The sequence below is a fragment of the Actinacidiphila acidipaludis genome, from assembly GCF_019890725.1.
Lineage (GTDB): Bacteria > Actinomycetota > Actinomycetes > Streptomycetales > Streptomycetaceae > Actinacidiphila > Actinacidiphila acidipaludis.
Map to the genome: position 1 here is coordinate 21,399 of NZ_JAINZZ010000068.1, position 17,916 is coordinate 39,314.

Genomic DNA, 17,916 nt, shown 5'->3' on the forward strand with positions numbered 1-17,916 from the left:
GGGTCAGGGGGACGCCGCGGAAGGCGCGGCGCCGGGCGAACACGACGGGGAGTGACGGGCATGAGCAGGCTCACACGGCGGGACATGCTGCGGGGCGGCGCGGTGGCGGCGATCGGCGGACTCGCCACGCTGCACGGGTCCTTGGGGCCCGCAGCGGTCACGGCGGCCGCGGCCACGCCGGGCCGGCGGGCGGGACGCGGCACGGCCCGCCCGGACCGGTACCCCTTCCTGGAGGGGAACTTCGCACCGGTGGACGAGGAGGTCACCGCGTTCGACCTGCCGGTCACCGGACGCATCCCCCGTGAGCTGAACGGCCGTTACCTGCGGACCGGCCCCAACGTCCTCGGTCTGGAGGACCCGCGCACCCACCACTGGATGCTCGGGCAGGGCATGGTGCACGGCGTGCGGCTGCGCGACGGCCGCGCCGAGTGGTACCGCAACCGCTGGATCAGGTCGGCGTCCGTCGCGGCGGCGCTGGGCGAGCCGTACCCGTGGCAGGCGCCGGACAACGACTTCGCCAACAACACCCACGTCATCGGCTACAAGGGCCGTGTGCTCGCGCTCCAGGAGAGCGGGCCGATGCCCTACTCCCTCGGCGAGGAGCTGGACACCGTCGGCCCGTACGACTTCGGCGGCACCCTGAGCGGCGCGTTCACCGCGCACACCAAGTACGACGTGGCCGCCGACGAACTCCACGCGATCACCTACTACCCGACCTGGGACCACGTCCGGCACCTCGTCGTCGACCGCACCGGGAAGGTGGCCCGGACCACCCGCATCCCGGTGGCGGACAGCCCGATGATGCACGACTTCGCCCTGACCGAACGGTACGTCGTCGTCTTCGACACACCCGTGGTCTTCGACGCGGCGGCCGCCCAGGCGGGCGCGGTGGTGCCCTACACCTGGAGCGACCGGCACCCGGCGCGGATGGGGGTGATGCCGCGGGCGGGCGGCCCGGTCCGCTGGTTCGAGGCGGACGCGCGCACCTACTACTCGCACACCCTCAACGCCTACGACGACGGGCGCCGGCTGATCGTGGACTACGCCGGCTTCCCCACGCCGTTCTTCGTGACCGGCCGCGGCTGCGACGGGCCCTCGTCGCTGGGCACCCCGTACCTGGAACGCTGCACCATCGACCTGGAGCGCGGCACACTGCGCACCCGGAGGATCGACGACCGGCCCCAGGAGTTCCCGCGCGTCCGCGAGGACCTGGTCTCCCGCCGCCACCGCTACGCCTACACCGCGACGGCCGCCGACATGTGGCGGGCCTACGAGACGGTCGACGGGGTGCCGCCGGACACCGTGTTCGGCAACGCGCTGATCAAGCACGACCTGCTGCGGGGCAGCACCGAGGTGCACACCTTCCCGCGCAACTCGCCTGCCGGAGAAGCCGTGTTCGTGCCGCGTGACGGTTCGCGCGGCGGGGGAGGGACGGAGGACGACGGATACGCCATGGCCTACGTGCACAATCCGGAACGCGGGGCCGCGGACCTGGTGATCCTGGCCGCCCAGGACTTCACCGCGGCGCCGCTCGCCCGCATCCACCTGCCGCGGCGGGTGCCGCTCGGCCTGCACGGATCCTGGGTGCCGGCGGCGGAGTGACGCGAGGGTTCAGGCGGCGGCCGGCCCGCGCTGTCAGAGGCAGCCCGGGCCGTCCTCGGGACGGCCGGCGGCCCCGGGGCGCGTGTTCAGGGACCACATGTGCGTGCACTGCGGGCACTGGAGATGGACGACCGGGCCCTTATTGGCGAGCAGGTAGCGCCAGTGCGTGGCGCAGTTGCGGCGGTCGGCGCAGGTCGTGCAGCGGCTGGCGTCGTCGCAGACGGGGCAGTCCACCCAGGCGCGGCGCGCCGGGTTGGCGTGGGGATCAATCGGCAGCCGCACGGCCCGGCTCCTCCCGCGGCAGGACCCCGGCCGCGACCAGCTCGTCGTATATTCGCTGCTGCTCGGCGTCCAGGCCGGAGTAGAGGCGCGTGTAGGCCTCCTCCTCGTCCCGGAGCGCGGCGAGCGGATCCCAGTCCGGCCCGAGCGCCGCGACGACCTCGGCCCGTCGGCGGGCTTCCTCGAAGGTCAGGTCGATCGAGAAGGGGACGATGGGGCCGGTGGCGTTGTCCTGGTTCATGGCGCGACTTCCGATGTGCGGGGGCTCCCTTCCATCTGTACCAGGCGTCTCCGGTGGCGGGGAAGGGTGACCTAAGCCGCCTGGTCCGCCCGCGCCCGCCCCTGCGCCCGTCTCCCCTCCGCGGCACGGACGGGATCGGCCCACGGGGAGCGGCTGTTGCCGTGCCCCCGTTGCGGGGCGCCCCTTCCCCGGTCCGCACCGTGTGTGACCTACTTCACGGCCGGGCGGCCGTCCGGGCCCGGCGCCGCCCGCCCCCGTCCGCGGAGTCGGGCGGCGCCGTCTCATCCGGGTCTCACCCCGCTGTCACCGCAGGTCGAGCTGGTACATCAGCGCGGTGTGCGTCGGCCGGTAGCCGAGCGCCTCGTTGATGGCCCGCATGGGCACGTTGCCGGCCGCGGTGTCCGTCAGCAGCCCCCCGAGCGCGGGGTAGACCGCCCGGGCCCGCAGGATCGCCGCCGCCTTCATCCACCGCCCGAGCCCGTGACCCCGGTGTTCGGGAAGGACGCCGGTGCCGTAGTGGCGCCCGTCCCCGGTGCCGTCGCCGGGTACGACGAGTTCGGTGAAGGCGACGACCGTCCCGTCCGTGACGGAGACGGCGGCGACGGTGTGCAGACGGTCACCGCGCGTCTCGACGGCTCGCGCCACCGAGCGGACGCGCTCCACGTCCCATTCGACGGTGCCGAAGTCGGCGTCGTCCATCGGCATGTCGTCCATGGCCCGCCGCGAGGCCGCGAAGGTCGCGGCGAGGGCGTCGGGCACGACGCCGTCCCAGAACTCCAGCCGGTAGCCGGGACAGGATCCGCCGGCGATCTCCGCCAGGGCGGCCGTGTCCAGCCGGGCGAGGGGAAGCCGGGTGTGGATCAGGGTCAGCACGCGGCGGAAGCCCCGGGCGGCGAGGAACTGGTCGCCGGGGGAGTCCGCGTCGGTCTGGGCCGTCACGCAGCGGCGGCCGTCGGCGCGGGCCGCGGCGACCGCTGCCGTCAGCAGCCGGGAGCCGGCGCCGCGACGCCGTTCGGCCGGATGGACGGCGAGGTCGAGCTCGGCCAGATGGGCCTGGCCGGATGACCCGGGCAGCCGCAGGAAGGCCGAGCCCAGCGGGACGCCGGTGTCGTCGGACGCCAGCCAGGCCAGCCGGTGGCCGCCGGAACGGTACTCGGGGTCGGTCAGTGCGGTGATGCGGAGGGACAAGGTGTCTCCATCGAGAGGGGGTGGGATGCGGCAGAGTCCGGGTACGCGTGCTCACAGCTCGTGCGCATCTGCTGCACACCTCCTCGTCGACGGGGATCCAGGGTGTCCTGCGGCGCCGCTTCCGGGGCGCCCGCCGCCCGCAGGCGGACGGCGCGGCGACGCTACCTGTCGCAGCGGACGCACGGCAACGCAATTGCGGCCCCGGGAGGGCGTGGGACCCGCGTGCGGCCGGGCGATCGGGGCCCAGGGTGGGCGAGCGCTATCGCGACGGCCCCGAGCGGCGCCCGCTCGCGTCGCTGACGAGGAGAAGGACGAGGAGAAGGGACTACGCCGGGCGCGGCGTCGTCGGCAGTCCCGCCGCCGTCGCGGCGGTGCGCAGGACGTCCCGCAGCATCTCGGGGGTGAGGAGGCCGGTGAAGGTGTTGCGCTGGCTGACGTGGAAGCAGCCGAACAGGGTGACGGGCCGCGGCGGAACCGTCGTCACCGGGGCCAGGCCGGTCGGGACCGGAGTGCCCGGCCCGGGGCGCAGCGCCTCGGCCGGGTGCAGCGTGACCTGGGCGCCGTGGGCGAAGACCGGCCGGGGCCGGGGCACCACCCAGCCCGCTTCCCTGAACGCGGGCAGCGCGGCCTGCCAGCCGAAGGCGCCCAGCACCACGACGGCTCGCACGGTCGGGCGCAGCAGCTCCAACTCCCGTACCAGCCAGGGCCGGCAGGTGTCCCGTTCGGCCGGGGTCGGCTTGTTGGCGGGCGGCGCGCAGTGTACGGGCGAGGTGATCCGGACACCGTGGAGTTCCAGCCCGTCGTCCAGGCTCACCGCGGTCGGCCGCGACGCCAGGCCCACGTCGTACATCGCGCGGTAGAGCACGTCCCCGGACCGGTCCCCGGTGAACATCCGGCCCGTCCTGTTGCCGCCGTGGGCGGCGGGGGCGAGCCCGACGACGAGCAGGGAGGCGTCGGCCGGGCCGAATCCGGGGACCGGCCGGCCCCAGTACGTCTCGTTCGCGAAGGCCGCCCGCTTGGTCCGGGCGACCTCCTCACGCCAGGCGACGAGCCGCGGGCACGCCCGGCACTCGATGACGCCGGCGTCCAGCTCCGCCAGTCCGTTGCCCTCCATGCCCCCACCGTACGTGCACGTTCCGCCCCACGCTCCGGTACCGTCCCCGGCCGGGCGAGGTCACTCGGGGGAGGAGCGCAGCAGCAGGAGGGCGATGTCGTCCACGTGGTGGCCGGTGGGACGCGTGCGGCGCACGAGCGTGTCGATCAGGGCGGGCAGATCCGCCAGTTCGCGGTCGCCGGCCTCGGCCAGGCACCGGGCGAGGCTGTCCAGCGCGTCGGTGAGGTCGCACCCCGGATCCTCGACCAGACCGTCGGTGTAGAGCGCGATGAGGGCGTCCGGGGGGAAATCGACGCGCGCGACCGGGTATTCGGCGTCCGGCGCCACCCCGAGCAGCGGGCCCGGCTCGACGGACACGACCTCGGTCCGCCCGTCCGGGTGCCGCAGCAGCGGCGGCGGATGACCCGCGCTGGCGAGGTGAGCGCAGCGGTGCGTCATGTCGAGGTGCACGCACAGGCAGGACACCAGCAGGTCCACGTGCAGGTCGTGCAGCAACCGGTTGGTGCGGACGAGGACTTCGCCCGGCGGGGTGCCGGCGGTCGAGTGGGCGTGCACGGCGGTACGCACCTGGCCCATGAGCGCCGCCGCGGCCACGTTGTGGCCCTGCACATCGCCGATGACGGCCGAACAGACCTTGTCCTCACGGCAGATGACGTCGTAGAAGTCACCCCCGATCTCCATGCCCTGGCTCGCCGGGAGATAGCGGGCGCCGATGCCGAGGCCGTCGACCGTGGGCAGCCGCCGGGGGAGCAGCGCCTCCTGCAGCCCGTGGGCGAGGTTCTTCTTGGCGTCGTACAGGCGCGCCCGGTCCAGTGCCTGCGCGATGAGACCGGCCAACGAGGTCAGGACGGCCCGCTCGTCGGCGGTGAACGGGCGCGGCCGGTCGTACGACAGCACGCAGCATCCGGCCCCCCGTCCCGAGACGATCAGCGGGAGGAACGCCCAGGCCTTCTTGTCGCTGGTGGTCGGCGCCTGCGGGTAGTTGCGGGCCAGTTCCTCGGGGCTGTCGAAGAACATCGGCGTGCCGCTCGTCAGCACGTCGCCCGCCGGCGTCAGGGCGGTGTCCACCGGCTGCCCGTCCAGCCGCTCCAGGATGTAGGGGCCGTAGCCCCGGGAGCCGACGATCCGCAGTCGCTGTCCGTCGAGGCCGGCCAGCACGAGGCCCTGGGCTCCGAAGGCCGGCATGATCTGGTCGCCGATCATGTCGACGACGTCGCCCACCCCGGCGGCCTCGGTCAGCGCGGCGGCCAGATGCATGACCTGGTAGAGCCGCCCCGCACCGCCTCGCGCGCTGTCCTTCGACAGCGGCGGCTCCATGCGCCGGGGCGCGTCCCCGACGACCGGCGCCGGTGTGATGCGCACACTGATGCCGCTCGGGTCGGGGTGCAGCTCGAAGCGCAGCCAGTGGTCGGGGGGACGTAGGGCCAGATAGGAGCAGGGCTCCCGGCTGATGACGGCGCTGCGGTAGTGGTCCTCGTAGACGGGATCGTCCAGCCACGGCAGCGAGTGCCACGGCAGTGTGCCCAGCAGCCGGTCGGCGCTGCGGCCCAGCAGTTCGACGGCGCCGCTGGTCAGGAAGGTGATGCGGCCGTCCAGGTCGAGGGAGACGCTGCCTCCTGGCAGACGCTCGGCGAAGTCCTCCGCCGCCCGGCCGGTGGCGTTGCGCCGCGCGGTGGGTGGCGCGACCAGACGAGGTCCTCCGCCGTGCGCGGCGGGTTCGCCCTCCGGCCAGATCGGGAAGTCGTCGAGCTGCCGCGCGATGCGGCGCCCGCTGGAGGTGATCCGGCCACGCTGGCGGTCGGTGAGCCGCGCCGGGTGGGTGGGCGGCCACATCAGCAACAGCCCGCCCCAGCAGCCGTCCCGGCCCCTCAGGGGGGTGGCGGCGAGCGCGAACCGGTACGGCAGGGCCACCGCCGCGCGCGGATAGCTCCTGACCAGCTCCTCCTGCGTGCCGACCCACACCAGGCGGCCGTCCCGCACGGCGTCGGAGACAGGCAGCGGCGCGGCGAGCGGGACCTGCCTCCACGGGGCAAAGAGCTCGGGGGGCAGACCGCACAGGACCGCCAGGTGCAGCACGGGGTCCGCGTCCGACCGCAGATACAGACAGCCGACGGACGCTCCGGTGCGCTGCACCGCGTCGACCAGGGCGGTTCCCAGGAGATCCGTCCTGCCGGGGTCCTTGTCCGTGACGGTCACCGGTACATGCCTCGAGGGGTCTCGGCACACAACGTGCACAAACGAACTTACGCCTCTCCGGTCCCGCCGTCACTGCGAGCCGCGGCCGCGGCGGCGTCAGTGGGGCGCGGGCGGGGGCGTGCGCAGGCGGACCTGGAGTTCGCCGTCGTCCACACGGGTGTCGAAGACCGGCTGGGGGGCCGTGGCAGGCCCGGCCGTGTTCCAGCCGTCGTCGAGACGGAAGGTGCTGCCGTGCCACGGGCAGACCAGGCAGCCGTCTTCGACGCGGCCCTGAGAGAGCGGACCGCCCAGATGGCTGCAGTGGTCGGCCAGCGCCTGGAACGAGCCGTCGCCGTCGCGGAACACCGCGAGGGCCACGTCCCCGACCATCCTGCGCACCGCACGGTCGTGCGGGACCTCCTCGGCAGGGCCGACCGGGTGCCAGCCCGGCGGCACGATGTGCGGGACCATTTCGGCGTGGTTGGCGCCGGAGGCCTGGCGATAGGCCAGGTGGCCGCCCACCGCGCCGCCCGCGCCGACCGCGCACAGACCGGCCAGGGCGAGCGCCCGGCCGCGCAGGTGATGCCCGGTGAGGCGGGCGACCAGCGAGTAGGCGTAGCACCCCACCGCCGTCGCGTTCAGGGCCGCGTGCAGCAGGCCGACACGCGTCTGCTCGCGTTCCAGCTCGGCCCAGTCGACCAGTCCCGCGAGCACCGCGGGCCCGGCACCGGCCAGCCCCACCGCGATGAGCAGGGTGGAGGCGTGACGGCTCCCGGGCACCCAGTCCAGCACCGCAGACGACAGCCAGGCGCCCATCGGCACCTGCACGAGGACGGGGTGCACAGGGTGGCCGAGCCACCGGCCGTGCAGCGCGTCGCGGCCCTTGCCGAGCGGCACGGAACGAACCGCGCGCCGGACGATCTCGACCAGCCCGTCCAGGGACTCGGCCTGCTCGAGGCGGCCCATCAGTGCGAGGACCGTACCGGGACCGTCGGAATCCGGCATCGCGCGCCGGAACAGCGCCGCAGCGGTGGAAGACGTCGTCACTGTGCGTTCACCTCTCTTCGGCTCGACCATGACACAGGGGCGGCGGGCCCGCCCGCCGACGAGAGCTCGGTTGACCGGAACGGGCGGGATCATTCCTTCCGGCGGCGATTGCCGCGCCGTCCGGCCGGGAGCCCGGCCTGCGGGTCCCTGCACCGTTTGTCCCGGGAGGTGCCGGGCAGCCGACCAGGAGTGGCGGGGCCGCTGGACGGTCCGCGGCGGGGGCGCCGCTCGCCAGTCTTCAGGCCCACGTGAATCGAGGCTCCACATGCGCGCGACGGTTTGGCACGGCAAGCGGGACGTCCGGGTGGAGAACGTGCCGGACCCGACGATCCAGGAGGACACCGACGCGGTCATCCGTGTGACGACGTCCGGCCTGTGCGGCTCCGACCTGCACCTGTACGAAGTGCTGACGCCCTTCATGACGCCCGGGGACATCCTCGGCCACGAGCCGATGGGCGTGGTGGAGGAGGTCGGTTCCGCGGTGACCAACCTCAAGCCGGGCGACCGGGTCGTCGTGCCCTTCCAGATCGCCTGCGGTCACTGCTGGATGTGCCGGCAGGGCCTGCCCACGCAGTGCGAGACGACGCAGGTCACCGAACACGGCATGGGCGCCCGCCTGTTCGGCTACACCAAGCTCTACGGCGCGGTTCCGGGCGCCCAGGCGGAGTATCTGCGGGTGCCTCAGGCCCAGTTCGGCCCCATCAAGGTTCCCGAGGGCCCGGCCGACGACCGGTTCGTCTACCTCTCCGACGTCCTGCCGACGGCCTGGCAGGCCGTGAAGTACGCGGAGGTTCCCAAGGGCGGCACCCTGCTGGTCCTGGGCCTCGGGCCGATCGGGGCCATGTCCTGCCGCATCGCCCGTCACCTCGGCGCGGGCCAGGTGATCGGCGTCGACCTGGTGGCCGAGCGGCTGGACCGGGTCCGCCGCGACGGCGTTGTGGCCCTGGACCTGTCGTCCTTCGACTCCTCGGACGCCCTGGAGTCCGCGGTGCGGGACCTGACCGACGGCCGCGGCGCGGACAGCGTCATCGACGCCGTGGGGACCGAGGCGCACGGCAGTCAGATCGCCAAGGTCGCGCAGACCGCGGCCGGGCTGCTGCCCAGCACCTGGGCGGAGAAGCTCATGCAGGTCGCGGGTGTCGACCGGCTGGGCGCGTTCGAGCTGGCGGTCCGGCTCGTCCGGCGCGGCGGGACCATCTCGATCAGCGGCGTGTACGGCGGGATGGCGGACCCCCTGCCGATGCTGACCATGTTCGACAAGCAGCTGCAGTTGCGGATGGGCCAGGCCAACGTCAAGCGCTGGGCGGACGACATCCTCCCGCTGCTCACCGACGAGGACCCGCTCGGCGTCGACTCGTTCGCCACCCACCATGTGCCGCTCGACGAGGCGCCCGACGCCTACGCGACGTTCCAGAAGAAGGAGGACGGCGCGATCAAGATGCTCTTCCGCCCCTGAGGCGCCGCCCTCGGGCAGCAGCCGCCGTGCGGCTGTGCCCTTCGCCGACCGCCGTCCGCAGAGGAAAGGTGAACGATGATGACGCCGTCGCCGCTGTTCCGGTCGAGGCCGGACAAGGGCCCGCTGACCGGACTGTCGGCCGTGGTCACCGGCGGATCCCGCGGCCTCGGGCTGCTGCTCGCCGAACAGCTCCTGCGGCGCGGATGCGCGGTGACCGTCGCCGCTCGCGACGAGGAGGAGCTCGACCGGGCCCGGGAGTTCCTGCTCCGGCAACGGCCCGGCGGACGCGTGCGGACGGCCGTGTGCGACGTGACCGACCGCGCGGCGGTCGCGGCCCTGATGGGCGGCGCGGCCGACGCGTTCGGCGGGATCGACGTCGTCGTCGCGAACGCCGGCGTCATCCAGGTCGCCCCGGTGGAGTCCGTCGGGTCCGACGAGTTCCGGTCGGCCATGGACACCATCTATCTGGGGGCCGTGCACGCGGCGCTCGAAGCCCTGCCCTGGCTGCGGCGCAGCCGTCCGGGCGGCCGGCTGGCCCTCATCGGCTCGGTCGGCGGCCTGCTCGCCGTCCCTCATCTGCTGCCCTACTCGGCCGCCAAGTCCGCGGTGGCCGCGCTGGCCGAGGGGCTGCACGCCGAACTCAGGGGCGACCGCGTCAGCGTGACCGCCGTGCATCCCGGGCTGATGCGTACCGGATCCCACCTGGCGGCGGAGTTCGGCGGGGACCAGGCCGCCGAGTTCGCGTGGTTCTCCGCGCTGGCCGGTGCGCCGCTGGTGTCGATGGACGCCCGGCGGGCCGCCGACCGCATCGTCACGGCCGTGGAGCGCCGCCGCCCGAGGATCGTGCTCACACCCCTGGCGAAGGCGGCCGGCCTCACCCACGGCATTGCGCCCGCCCTGACCACCCGGCTGAGCGCGCTGGCCGTCAAGGTCCTGCCGGCGCCGCCGGGTTCGGGGAACGTCGTGGCGCTGCACAAGGGCCACGCGGTCGAAGGAACCGCGGAGCGCGAGCTCCACCCGGTGCTGCGGCGGCTGCGCGGCTGGGGGAGCACCCTCAACGACCGCGCCGCCCGGCGGCTCAACCAGCGCACCCGCCCCGCGGCCGGCGGCCACTGACCGCACCCGCGGACGACACCGAGGGGGACTTCCGTATGCCGGAGCAGGAACCGATCGGCGCTGTGACCAGTGCCTACGGCGCGTTCGCGGACGCCGTCCGCGCCCTGAGCGACGAGGAGTCGTGGCTGCCGAGCGGCTGCTCCGGCTGGGCCGTGCGCGACCTGGTCTTCCATTGCCTGTCCGACGCCCAGCGGGGGCTGGTGGCCCTGCACACGCCCGCCCGGGGCCCCGCGGACCGCGACGCCACGACCTACTGGGCGGACTGGCGACCTGACACCACCGGCGCGGCGAACGGGCGCCGGTACGTCCGCGTGTGCGCGAGCATGTTCCTGGTCTTCGATCAGCTGCGTGAGCTGTACCTGGAGACCGCCGCGGCCGTCGTCACGGCGGCGGCGCAGGCCGATCCAGGGCGGCTGATCGCCACCCAGGGGCACGTGCTCACGGCGGGCGACCTGCTGGCGACCCTGGCGGTCGAGGCCACCGTCCATCATCTCGACCTGGTGACGCATCTGCCCTCCGCCGTGCCGCCCTCGGGGGAGGGGCTGACGGCCGTCCGGGCCGCCCTCGACGGGCTGCTCGGCCGTCCGCTCCCGCTGGACTGGAGTGACGGGCACTACGCCCGTGCCGGGACCGGGCGGTTGCCGCTGACCACGGATGAGCGGCAGCGGCTCGGCCCCGACGCCGACCGTTTCCCGCTCTTCGGGTAGGCGCCCCCGGGGCCGCTTTCGCCCTTTTTATGGGCTCCGCGCTGTTTTCTGCGGCTCGGCCCGTTCCGGGCCGAGTTCGGCCGACGACAGGGCTTGACAGTACATCGTCACGGGAAGACCCTGCCGGGTAGTTAGGAAAACTGACTAACTAAGTGAGCACGGCAGCCGCAGCGTCCGGGCTCCGGCCCGGCGCCCCTCCGTGAACGATGGGAGCGCACGTGATCCACCGAAGGAAGCCAGTCATCGCGGCGGCCGTCCTCAGCCTGGCGGCGCTGACCACGCTGCCCGCGGGCGCGGCCGATGCGCACGGCCACCGCGCACCGTCCAGCCGTCCCGCCGAACTCCCGGTCGCCGCACCCGCGTTCACGGTTCCGCCGACCGGCGCGTCGGCACTGGCCGACCTGGGTGCTGCGAACGGCTGGCAGATCCAGTCGACCGCGACCGCCCAGCAGACCGGCGCCCAGATCTCCACCCCCGGCTTCGCCACCACCGGATGGCTGCCCGTGCAGAACGACGGCGGCGGCGCACCCGGAACCGAGATCAACGCACTGGTGAGCAACGGAAGCTGCCCCGACGTCTTCGTCTCCGCGACCATGAAGTCCTGCTTCGGCCAGATGACCAAGGTCGGCCCGGACACCCTCGCGCAGTTCTCCGTGCCGTGGTGGTACCGCACCGACTTCACCGCGCCGCCGGCCGGGCAGAGCGCCCGGCTGGTGCTGGGCGGTGTGATCGGCAGCGCCGACCTCTGGGTCGACGGCACCGAGGTCGCCACCTCCGCGACCGTCACCGGTGCCTACGCACGCCGCTCCTTCGACGTCACCGGACTGCTCCGGCCGGGGACCAACTCGCTGGCGATACAGATGCACCCGAACGACCCGACGGCCATGCTCACCCTGGACAACGTCGACTGGAGCCAGATCCCGCCGGACAACAACACCGGCATCCAGTTCCCCGTGCAGCTCCAGACCGGCGGCCCGCTGGTCGACGGCAACGCACACGTCGTCCAGAACACCGCGGCCGACCTGAGCAGTTCGGCGCTCACCGTCAAGACGGACGTCACGAACACCACGGCGTCCGCGCAGACCGGCACCGTCTCCGCGACCGTCACCCCACCGGGCGGCGGCACTCCCCTAAGCGTGAGCCAGGACGTCACCGTCCCCGCGGGCACCACCCAGACGGTGACGTTCGCGCCGTCGGCCTACCCGGCCCTGACGCTGAACAGCCCGCAGTTGTGGTGGCCCTACCAACTCGGCGCACAGCCCCTGTACGCGCTGGCCACCTCGGTCGCGCAGGGCGGAACCGTGCTCGGCACGACCAGTGGCACCTTCGGTATCCGCACGGTCACCTCGTACCTCACCGGCGCCTCCTCCCAAGCACCTGACGGCGTACGGGCGTTCAAGGTCAACAACGTTCCCGTGGTGATCCGCGGCGGCGGCTGGGACCCCGACCTGTTCCTGCGCTACGCCCCGGCCGACACCGCCCGGCAGATCGGCCTGATGCAAGCGATGGGCATCAACACCGTCCGGCTGGAGGGGCACTTGATGCCCGCCGACTGGTACCGGCAGATGGACGCCGCCGGCATCCTCGTCAACGCCGGCTACCAGTGCTGCGACTTCTGGGAGGACACCTCCTACACCAGCGCCCAGCAGGCGGACTACCGACTCACCGCGCAGACCGTCGGCGAGAGCCTGCGCGACCACCCGTCCGTGTTCAGCTTCCAGTGGAGCGACAACCAGCCCACCGCCACGCAGGAATCACTGGCGCTGAGCGGCTTCGCCGCCGCCGACTACGCCGGGCCGTTCATCGCCTCCGCCGAGTACAAGAGCAGCCCGCAACTCGGGCCGGCGGGTGAGAAGGAGGGACCGTACGACTGGGTGCCGCCGAACTACTGGTACGACACCACGCACAGCACCGGCGGCGATCTCACCAACTCCGGCGGTGCGTGGGGCTTCGACAGCGAACAGAGCTCAGGCGACACCGTGCCCACCCTCGACTCCCTGCGGCGGTTCCTGTCCGCCTCCGACCACGCGGCCCTGTGGCAGACCCCGGGCGCCAACCAGTACCACAGCAACTACGAAGGCACGAAGCACACCGGCTACGCCTTCGGCACCCTGTACAACCTCGACACCGCGATCACCAAGCGCTACGGCCCCTGGACAGGCCTCAGCCAGTACGTCGAAGAGGCCCAGGTCCAGAACTACGAGAGCACCAGAGCCCAGTTCGAGGGCTTCCTCGCCCACTCCACCAGCTCCACCGCGCCCTCGACCGGCACGATCTACTGGCAGCTCAACAAAGGCTGGCCGACGCTGCTCTGGTCGCTCTACAACAACGACGGCGACCAGGCCGGCGCCTTCTTCGGCGCCCAGAAGGCCAACCGGCCGCTCCACGCCCTGTACGCGCTGGACGACGGCACCGTCACCCTCGACAACCTCGGCGGTGCCACCCAGACCGGCGTGACGGTGGAGTCCAAGGTGTACAGCACCGCCGGCACGCTGCTCGACGACCGGACGTCAGGCACCCTGTCCATGGCGCCGCAGCAGGTCAGGACCGCCGTCCTCAAGCCCGCCGTGCCCACCACGGCCGGCACCGTGAACTTCGTCGAACTCCTGGTCCGCCAGAACGGCACCCTCGCCGACCGCAACGTCTACTGGCTGCCGGGTACGGCCGACAAGGTCAACTGGAACAAGACCACGGGCAGTCCGCAGGCGTCCATGTCGCAGTACGCGGACCTCACCGCGCTCAAGAACCTGCCCACCGCCACCCTCTCCGCGACCGCCGCCACCAGCAGCCAGTCCGGCCCGGCGGGCGCCGACCACAAGGTCACCGTCACCCTCACCAACACCTCCCCGACGCCCACCGTCGGCTTCTTCCTCCGCGCCGACCTGCGCCGCGGCACCTCCGCGGGCGCCGAACTGCCCGGCGACAACGAAGTGCGGTCCGCCGTCTGGAGCGACAACGACACCACGCTGTGGCCCGGCGAATCCGAGACCTTCACCGCGACGTACAGCGCCGCCGACCTCCAAGGAGCCACACCCGTGGTCAGCATCTCCGGCTGGAACGTCCCCGCCTTCGACGTGGTGGCGGGGTGAGCAGGCCATGAACCGGCCCATGACGCCCCGTCACACCCTCCTGGTCCTCCTGGCCGCCCTCGGCCTGGTCTGCGCCGGTGTCCTCGGCGGGGCGCGTCCCGCCGAGGCCGCCGCACTCCCGAACACCGTCGTGCCGGCACCGGTCAGCGAGGTGGCCGGCGGCAGCAACTTCACCCTGTCCGCGTCAGCGACCCTGACCTCGGACGACGCCTCGATCGGCGGCTACCTCGCGGGGATCCTTCGGGCCTCGACCGGGTACGCCCTGCCGCTCACCGTCGGCGCCGCCACCCCCGGCAGCATCGCCCTGCAGCTCACCGGCGCACCCGGCAGCGTCGGCCCCGAGGGCTACCAGCTCACCAGCGACGCGAGCGGCGTCGTCATCCGGGCGCAGCAGCCCGCCGGTCTGTTCCACGGCGTGCAGACGCTGCTGCAACTGCTGCCCCCCGCGGTGATGAGCACAACCGTCCGGTCCGGCCCGTGGACCGTCCCCGGCGGAACCGTCCTCGACTACCCGCGATTCGCGTACCGCGGCGCGATGCTCGACGTCGCCCGGCACTTCTTCACCGTGGCGCAAGTGGAGCGCTACATCGACGAACTGGCGCTCTACAAGATCAACTACCTGCATCTGCACCTGTCCGACGACCAGGGCTGGCGGATCGCCGTCAACAGCTGGCCCAACCTGGCGGCCTACGGCGGCAGCACCGAGGTCGGCGGGGGAGCGGGCGGTTCCTACACCCAGGCCGACTACTCGGCGATCGTCGCCTACGCGGCGTCGCGCTACATGACCGTCGTCCCCGAGATCGACATGCCCGGCCACACCAACGCGGCCCTGGCGTCCTACGCGCAGCTCAACTGCGACGGGGTCGCGCCCGCGCTCTACACGGGCACGAACGTCGGTTTCAGCTCGCTGTGCGTGTCGCTGCCGCTGACGTACACCTTCGTCGACCAGGTCGTCGGCGAACTGGCGGCGCTCACCCCCGGGCCCTACGTCCACATCGGCGGCGACGAGGCCGGCTCGACACCCCTCGCGGACTACACGTCGTTCATCGACCGGGCCCAGCAGATCGTCGCCGACCACGGGAAGACAGTGGTCGGCTGGCACGACATCGCCAAGGCGTCGCTGCTGCCCTCGTCCGTCGCCCAGTTCTGGGGGACCACCACGACGGACAGCTCGGTCGCGGCCGCGGCGGCACAGGGCACCAGGGTCATCATGTCCCCGGCCAACAAGGCGTACCTGGACATGAAGTACACCCACAAGACCAAGCTGGGGCAGACCTGGGCCGGCCTGATCGAGGTCAACACCGCCTACGGGTGGGACCCCGGGAACTACCTCACCGGTGTCACCGGCCCGTCCGTGATGGGCGTCGAGGGCCCACTGTGGACCGAGACCATCGTCACCTCGGCCGACATCGACACCATGGCCTTCCCCCGCCTCCCCGCCCTCGCCGAACTCGGCTGGTCCCCCTGGTCCACGCACGACGTGACCGCCTTCGACCAGCGGCTCGGCGCGCAGGGCCCGCGCTGGAAGACCATGGGCATCACCTACTACAAGTCCCCCCAGATCACCTGGCCGACAGGCTCGTGAGCTCCGCCCCCGGGCCGGGCCTTCCAGGCGAGGCCCGGCCCAGGCGCGTCAACGCAACCTGCCGCGAGCCGGGCACCGGGGGAGAGGGAACCCACTCGTCGGCAGGGCCACCCGCTCGCTACCGTCGTGCTTCCGGCCCGGCGCGGCGTCCGCGCCCTGAGCAGAGAGTCACCACGGCCCCGTGACCAGCGAGCAGAAGACGACGACCCTGTGGTGGCCCACCGGCCCGCGCGAGCTGGAGCTGGTTCGCGAACTCGGCCGGCGCGCCTGGCCGCCGCGCCTCCCCGAGCAGCCGATCTTCTACCCGGTCCTCGACGAGGACTACGCGGTCAGGATCGCCCGCGACTGGAACGTCCGCCACGACGGCGCCGGCTTCGTCACGCGGTTCGAGGTCGACACGGAGTTCCTGAGCAGGTACCCCGTGCGGCAGGCCGGCGGACGAACGATCCTCGAACTGTGGGTGCCGGCCGAGGACCTGGACGAGTTCAACCGGCACATCGCCGCGGTGATCGAGGTCGTGCACGAGTTCCGGTGAACGGCGGAACCCCGGGCCGGGACGACCGGCTCGGGGTTCGGCGGGGGAGGCGCGGGTCAGCCGAGGTCGTCGACCTCGTGAACAGCCGCCTCCTCGGCGGTGGCGGAGGCGTCGTCGATGCCCACGTCGCTCGCCGAGATGTCGTCGTCCACGGGATTCTCCAGGCCCTCGTTGGGCGCCACCAGCCGCCCCGAGCGCTCGTCGCCCACCTCGGGATCGTGGGAGACGGACTCGGAGTCGGCATCGGCGTCCTCGTCCAGGTTCTGCTCCTGGTCGTCCGGGACCTCCTCGGACAGCCGCTCGTCCAGGCTCTCGCCCTCACGCTGCTCGGCGGCCGTGGTGCCCGGCCGGTCCACCGCGTACGGCCGCTCCGGCGGCGAGTAGCCGCGGTCGAGGATCGTGTCGTAGTCGTCCTCGCCGACCGCGTCCTCCATGTCCAGTTCGTTGGCGTCTCCCTGCTCGTCGTCCGCGCCGGTGGGCTGATAGGCGTCGTCGGCAAACGGGTCGGCACCGTTCGTACCGTCGCTCATGGCACTCCCCTTGGTCGTCGGTCGGCCGCCGCTCGGCCCTCACCGGGCGGCTAACCATGAGGGCCGAGCCGAAACCCGCTGCTTGCGGTGGTGTGCGCAGGTCACCCGACTGGCGTGATGTCGGCGCCCGCCGCCCGCGCGGACGAGTGGGAGACTGCCCGGATGACGGTGTCGCCCGCGTCCGGCCTGGACCGGGTGCGGGCCCTGCTCCGCGGGGCCAGGCACCGGGCGCGCCGCAAGACGGGCGCCGAGCGGCAACTGCGCGCGGTGCTGATGCTCGCCGCCGTCCTCAGCCTCGACGGCGCGGACAAGGGCACGCTGGCCGTCAACGCCGCGAGCCTGGAGCACGCCTTCGGCGTCGGGCACACCGAACTCGGGCTGCTGGCGTCGATCTCCTCCCTCACCGGCGCCGCCTTCACCCTGCCGGTCGGTGTGCTCACCGACCGCATGGTCCGCGTGCGGCTGCTCGGCGGCAGCATCGTGATCTGGGCACTGGTGACGCTGCTGTCCGGTGCGGCGACCACGTACGTGTGGCTGCTCGCGGCTCGCGCGCTGCTGGGAGCGGTCACCGCCACCGCCGGGCCGACGGTCGCCTCGCTCGTCGGCGACTACTTCCCGATGTCCCGGCGTGCCCGGCTGTACGGCTACGTGCTGGTGGGGGAGTTCGCCGGGACCGGGCTGGGTCTGGCCGTCACGACCGTGGTGTCGTCGCTGCTGTCGTGGCGGTACGCCGTAGCGTGGCCGGCGGTGCCGGCGATCGTGCTGGCCTGGTTCGTCTGGCGGGCGCCGGAACCGGCCCGCGGTGGTCAGGGCAAGGCCCGCAGCGATGCTGAGCCCGAGCGAGGCGGGCAGGCGGCGGACGGCCGTCACCAGGACCCTGTGCACCGGCTGGCGCGTGAGACGGGGGCCGAGGGCGGCACACCGGTTCCCGAAGGGGACCTGACGGATCTGCCGTGGCTGCGCGTCGTCTGGTACGTGCTGCGGATCAGGACCGTGCTGATCATGATCATCGCCTCGACCCTCGGATACTTCTTCCTGGCCGGGGTGCGGACCTTCGCGGTGCTGTTCGCGACCCAGCAGTACGGGGTGAACCGCGGGGAGGCCGGAATCCTGACGCTGCTCATCGGCGTCGGCGGGCTGGTCGGCCTGGTGGTCGGCGGGCGGACCGCGGACAAGTTGCTTGCCGCGGGTCGGGCGAACGCGCGCGTGCTCGTTCCGGTCGTGAGCCTGCTCAGCGCGCCACTGGCGCTCG

The 17,916-nt window shown here is 72.9% G+C and carries 15 protein-coding genes; 8 read left to right on the forward strand and 7 right to left on the reverse strand.

Annotated features, from left to right (window positions below):
- Positions 1–60 precede the first annotated feature (60 nt).
- Positions 61–1,602: a carotenoid oxygenase family protein gene (locus K7862_RS32355; RefSeq protein WP_222968515.1), complete on the forward strand. Its 1,542-nt coding sequence runs from the start codon at positions 61–63 to the stop codon at positions 1,600–1,602.
- 33 nt (positions 1,603–1,635) lie between these two features.
- Here the strand turns inward: K7862_RS32355 and K7862_RS32360 are convergent, their stop codons facing one another.
- The 6 genes from K7862_RS32360 to K7862_RS32385 form a co-directional block, all read right to left on the reverse strand.
- Positions 1,636–1,884 (reverse strand): hypothetical protein, encoded by a 249-nt coding sequence (locus K7862_RS32360; protein ID WP_222968516.1) that lies wholly within the window; start codon positions 1,882–1,884, stop codon positions 1,636–1,638.
- Positions 1,868–2,122, reverse strand: a complete 255-nt coding sequence (locus K7862_RS32365; RefSeq protein WP_222968518.1) for a DUF6400 family protein — start codon at positions 2,120–2,122, stop codon at positions 1,868–1,870. Before K7862_RS32365 ends, K7862_RS32360 begins: the two co-directional genes overlap by 17 nt.
- A gap of 303 nt (positions 2,123–2,425) precedes the next feature.
- On the reverse strand, positions 2,426–3,310 hold the full coding sequence (locus K7862_RS32370) for a GNAT family N-acetyltransferase (protein WP_222968519.1): 885 nt from the start codon (positions 3,308–3,310) through the stop codon (positions 2,426–2,428).
- Positions 3,311–3,635: 325 nt separating this feature from the next.
- Complete coding sequence (locus K7862_RS32375; RefSeq protein WP_222968520.1) at positions 3,636–4,424, reverse strand: uracil-DNA glycosylase; 789 nt, start codon at positions 4,422–4,424, stop codon at positions 3,636–3,638.
- A gap of 60 nt (positions 4,425–4,484) precedes the next feature.
- Entirely contained in the window at positions 4,485–6,620 is a 2,136-nt protein-coding gene (locus K7862_RS32380; RefSeq protein ID WP_308012314.1) for a SpoIIE family protein phosphatase, read from the reverse strand.
- Positions 6,621–6,716: 96 nt separating this feature from the next.
- On the reverse strand, positions 6,717–7,604 hold the full coding sequence (locus tag K7862_RS32385; RefSeq protein WP_222968532.1) for a Rieske (2Fe-2S) protein: 888 nt from the start codon (positions 7,602–7,604) through the stop codon (positions 6,717–6,719).
- Between the two features lie 307 nt (positions 7,605–7,911).
- Here K7862_RS32385 and K7862_RS32390 point away from each other — a divergent pair, with 307 nt between their 5' ends.
- The 6 genes from K7862_RS32390 to K7862_RS32415 all read left to right on the forward strand — a co-directional run bounded on the left by K7862_RS32390 (position 7,912) and on the right by K7862_RS32415 (position 16,134).
- Entirely contained in the window at positions 7,912–9,102 is a 1,191-nt protein-coding gene (locus K7862_RS32390) for an alcohol dehydrogenase catalytic domain-containing protein (RefSeq protein ID WP_222968521.1), read from the forward strand.
- A 75-nt stretch (positions 9,103–9,177) separates the two neighbouring features.
- Entirely contained in the window at positions 9,178–10,218 is a 1,041-nt protein-coding gene (locus tag K7862_RS32395) for an SDR family NAD(P)-dependent oxidoreductase (RefSeq protein ID WP_372461710.1), read from the forward strand.
- Between the two features lie 35 nt (positions 10,219–10,253).
- Positions 10,254–10,925, forward strand: coding sequence for a maleylpyruvate isomerase N-terminal domain-containing protein (locus K7862_RS32400; protein WP_222968522.1), 672 nt, complete (start codon positions 10,254–10,256; stop codon positions 10,923–10,925).
- 218 nt (positions 10,926–11,143) lie between these two features.
- Entirely contained in the window at positions 11,144–14,014 is a 2,871-nt protein-coding gene (locus tag K7862_RS32405) for a glycoside hydrolase family 2 protein (RefSeq protein WP_222968523.1), read from the forward strand.
- A 19-nt stretch (positions 14,015–14,033) separates the two neighbouring features.
- Entirely contained in the window at positions 14,034–15,599 is a 1,566-nt protein-coding gene (locus tag K7862_RS32410; RefSeq protein WP_222968524.1) for a beta-N-acetylhexosaminidase, read from the forward strand.
- A 181-nt stretch (positions 15,600–15,780) separates the two neighbouring features.
- Positions 15,781–16,134, forward strand: coding sequence for a hypothetical protein (locus tag K7862_RS32415; protein WP_222968526.1), 354 nt, complete (start codon positions 15,781–15,783; stop codon positions 16,132–16,134).
- A 56-nt stretch (positions 16,135–16,190) separates the two neighbouring features.
- Here the strand turns inward: K7862_RS32415 and K7862_RS32420 are convergent, their stop codons facing one another.
- A complete protein-coding gene (locus K7862_RS32420; RefSeq protein ID WP_222968528.1) occupies positions 16,191–16,664 on the reverse strand; it encodes a DUF5709 domain-containing protein in 474 nt (157 codons plus the stop codon).
- Between the two features lie 162 nt (positions 16,665–16,826).
- On the opposite strand from K7862_RS32420, the gene K7862_RS32425 reads away from it, so the two are divergent.
- Positions 16,827–17,916: MFS transporter (locus K7862_RS32425; protein WP_222968529.1), on the forward strand; the 1,090-nt coding region annotated here is incomplete at its 3' end.

Excerpts from the sequence above, each read along its gene's own strand:
- K7862_RS32365 (WP_222968518.1), bottom strand. The coding sequence starts at position 2,122 with ATGAACCAGGACAACGCCACCGGCCCCATCGTCCCCTTCTCGATCGAC.
- K7862_RS32375 (WP_222968520.1), bottom strand. The coding sequence starts at position 4,424 with ATGGAGGGCAACGGACTGGCGGAGCTGGACGCCGGCGTCATCGAGTGC.
- K7862_RS32410 (WP_222968524.1), top strand. The coding sequence starts at position 14,034 with ATGACGCCCCGTCACACCCTCCTGGTCCTCCTGGCCGCCCTCGGCCTG.
- K7862_RS32400 (WP_222968522.1), top strand. The coding sequence starts at position 10,254 with ATGCCGGAGCAGGAACCGATCGGCGCTGTGACCAGTGCCTACGGCGCG.
- K7862_RS32355 (WP_222968515.1), top strand. The coding sequence starts at position 61 with ATGAGCAGGCTCACACGGCGGGACATGCTGCGGGGCGGCGCGGTGGCG.
- K7862_RS32420 (WP_222968528.1), bottom strand. The coding sequence starts at position 16,664 with ATGAGCGACGGTACGAACGGTGCCGACCCGTTTGCCGACGACGCCTAT.
- K7862_RS32395 (WP_372461710.1), top strand. The coding sequence starts at position 9,178 with ATGATGACGCCGTCGCCGCTGTTCCGGTCGAGGCCGGACAAGGGCCCG.
- K7862_RS32385 (WP_222968532.1), bottom strand. The coding sequence starts at position 7,604 with ATGCCGGATTCCGACGGTCCCGGTACGGTCCTCGCACTGATGGGCCGC.
- K7862_RS32390 (WP_222968521.1), top strand. The coding sequence starts at position 7,912 with ATGCGCGCGACGGTTTGGCACGGCAAGCGGGACGTCCGGGTGGAGAAC.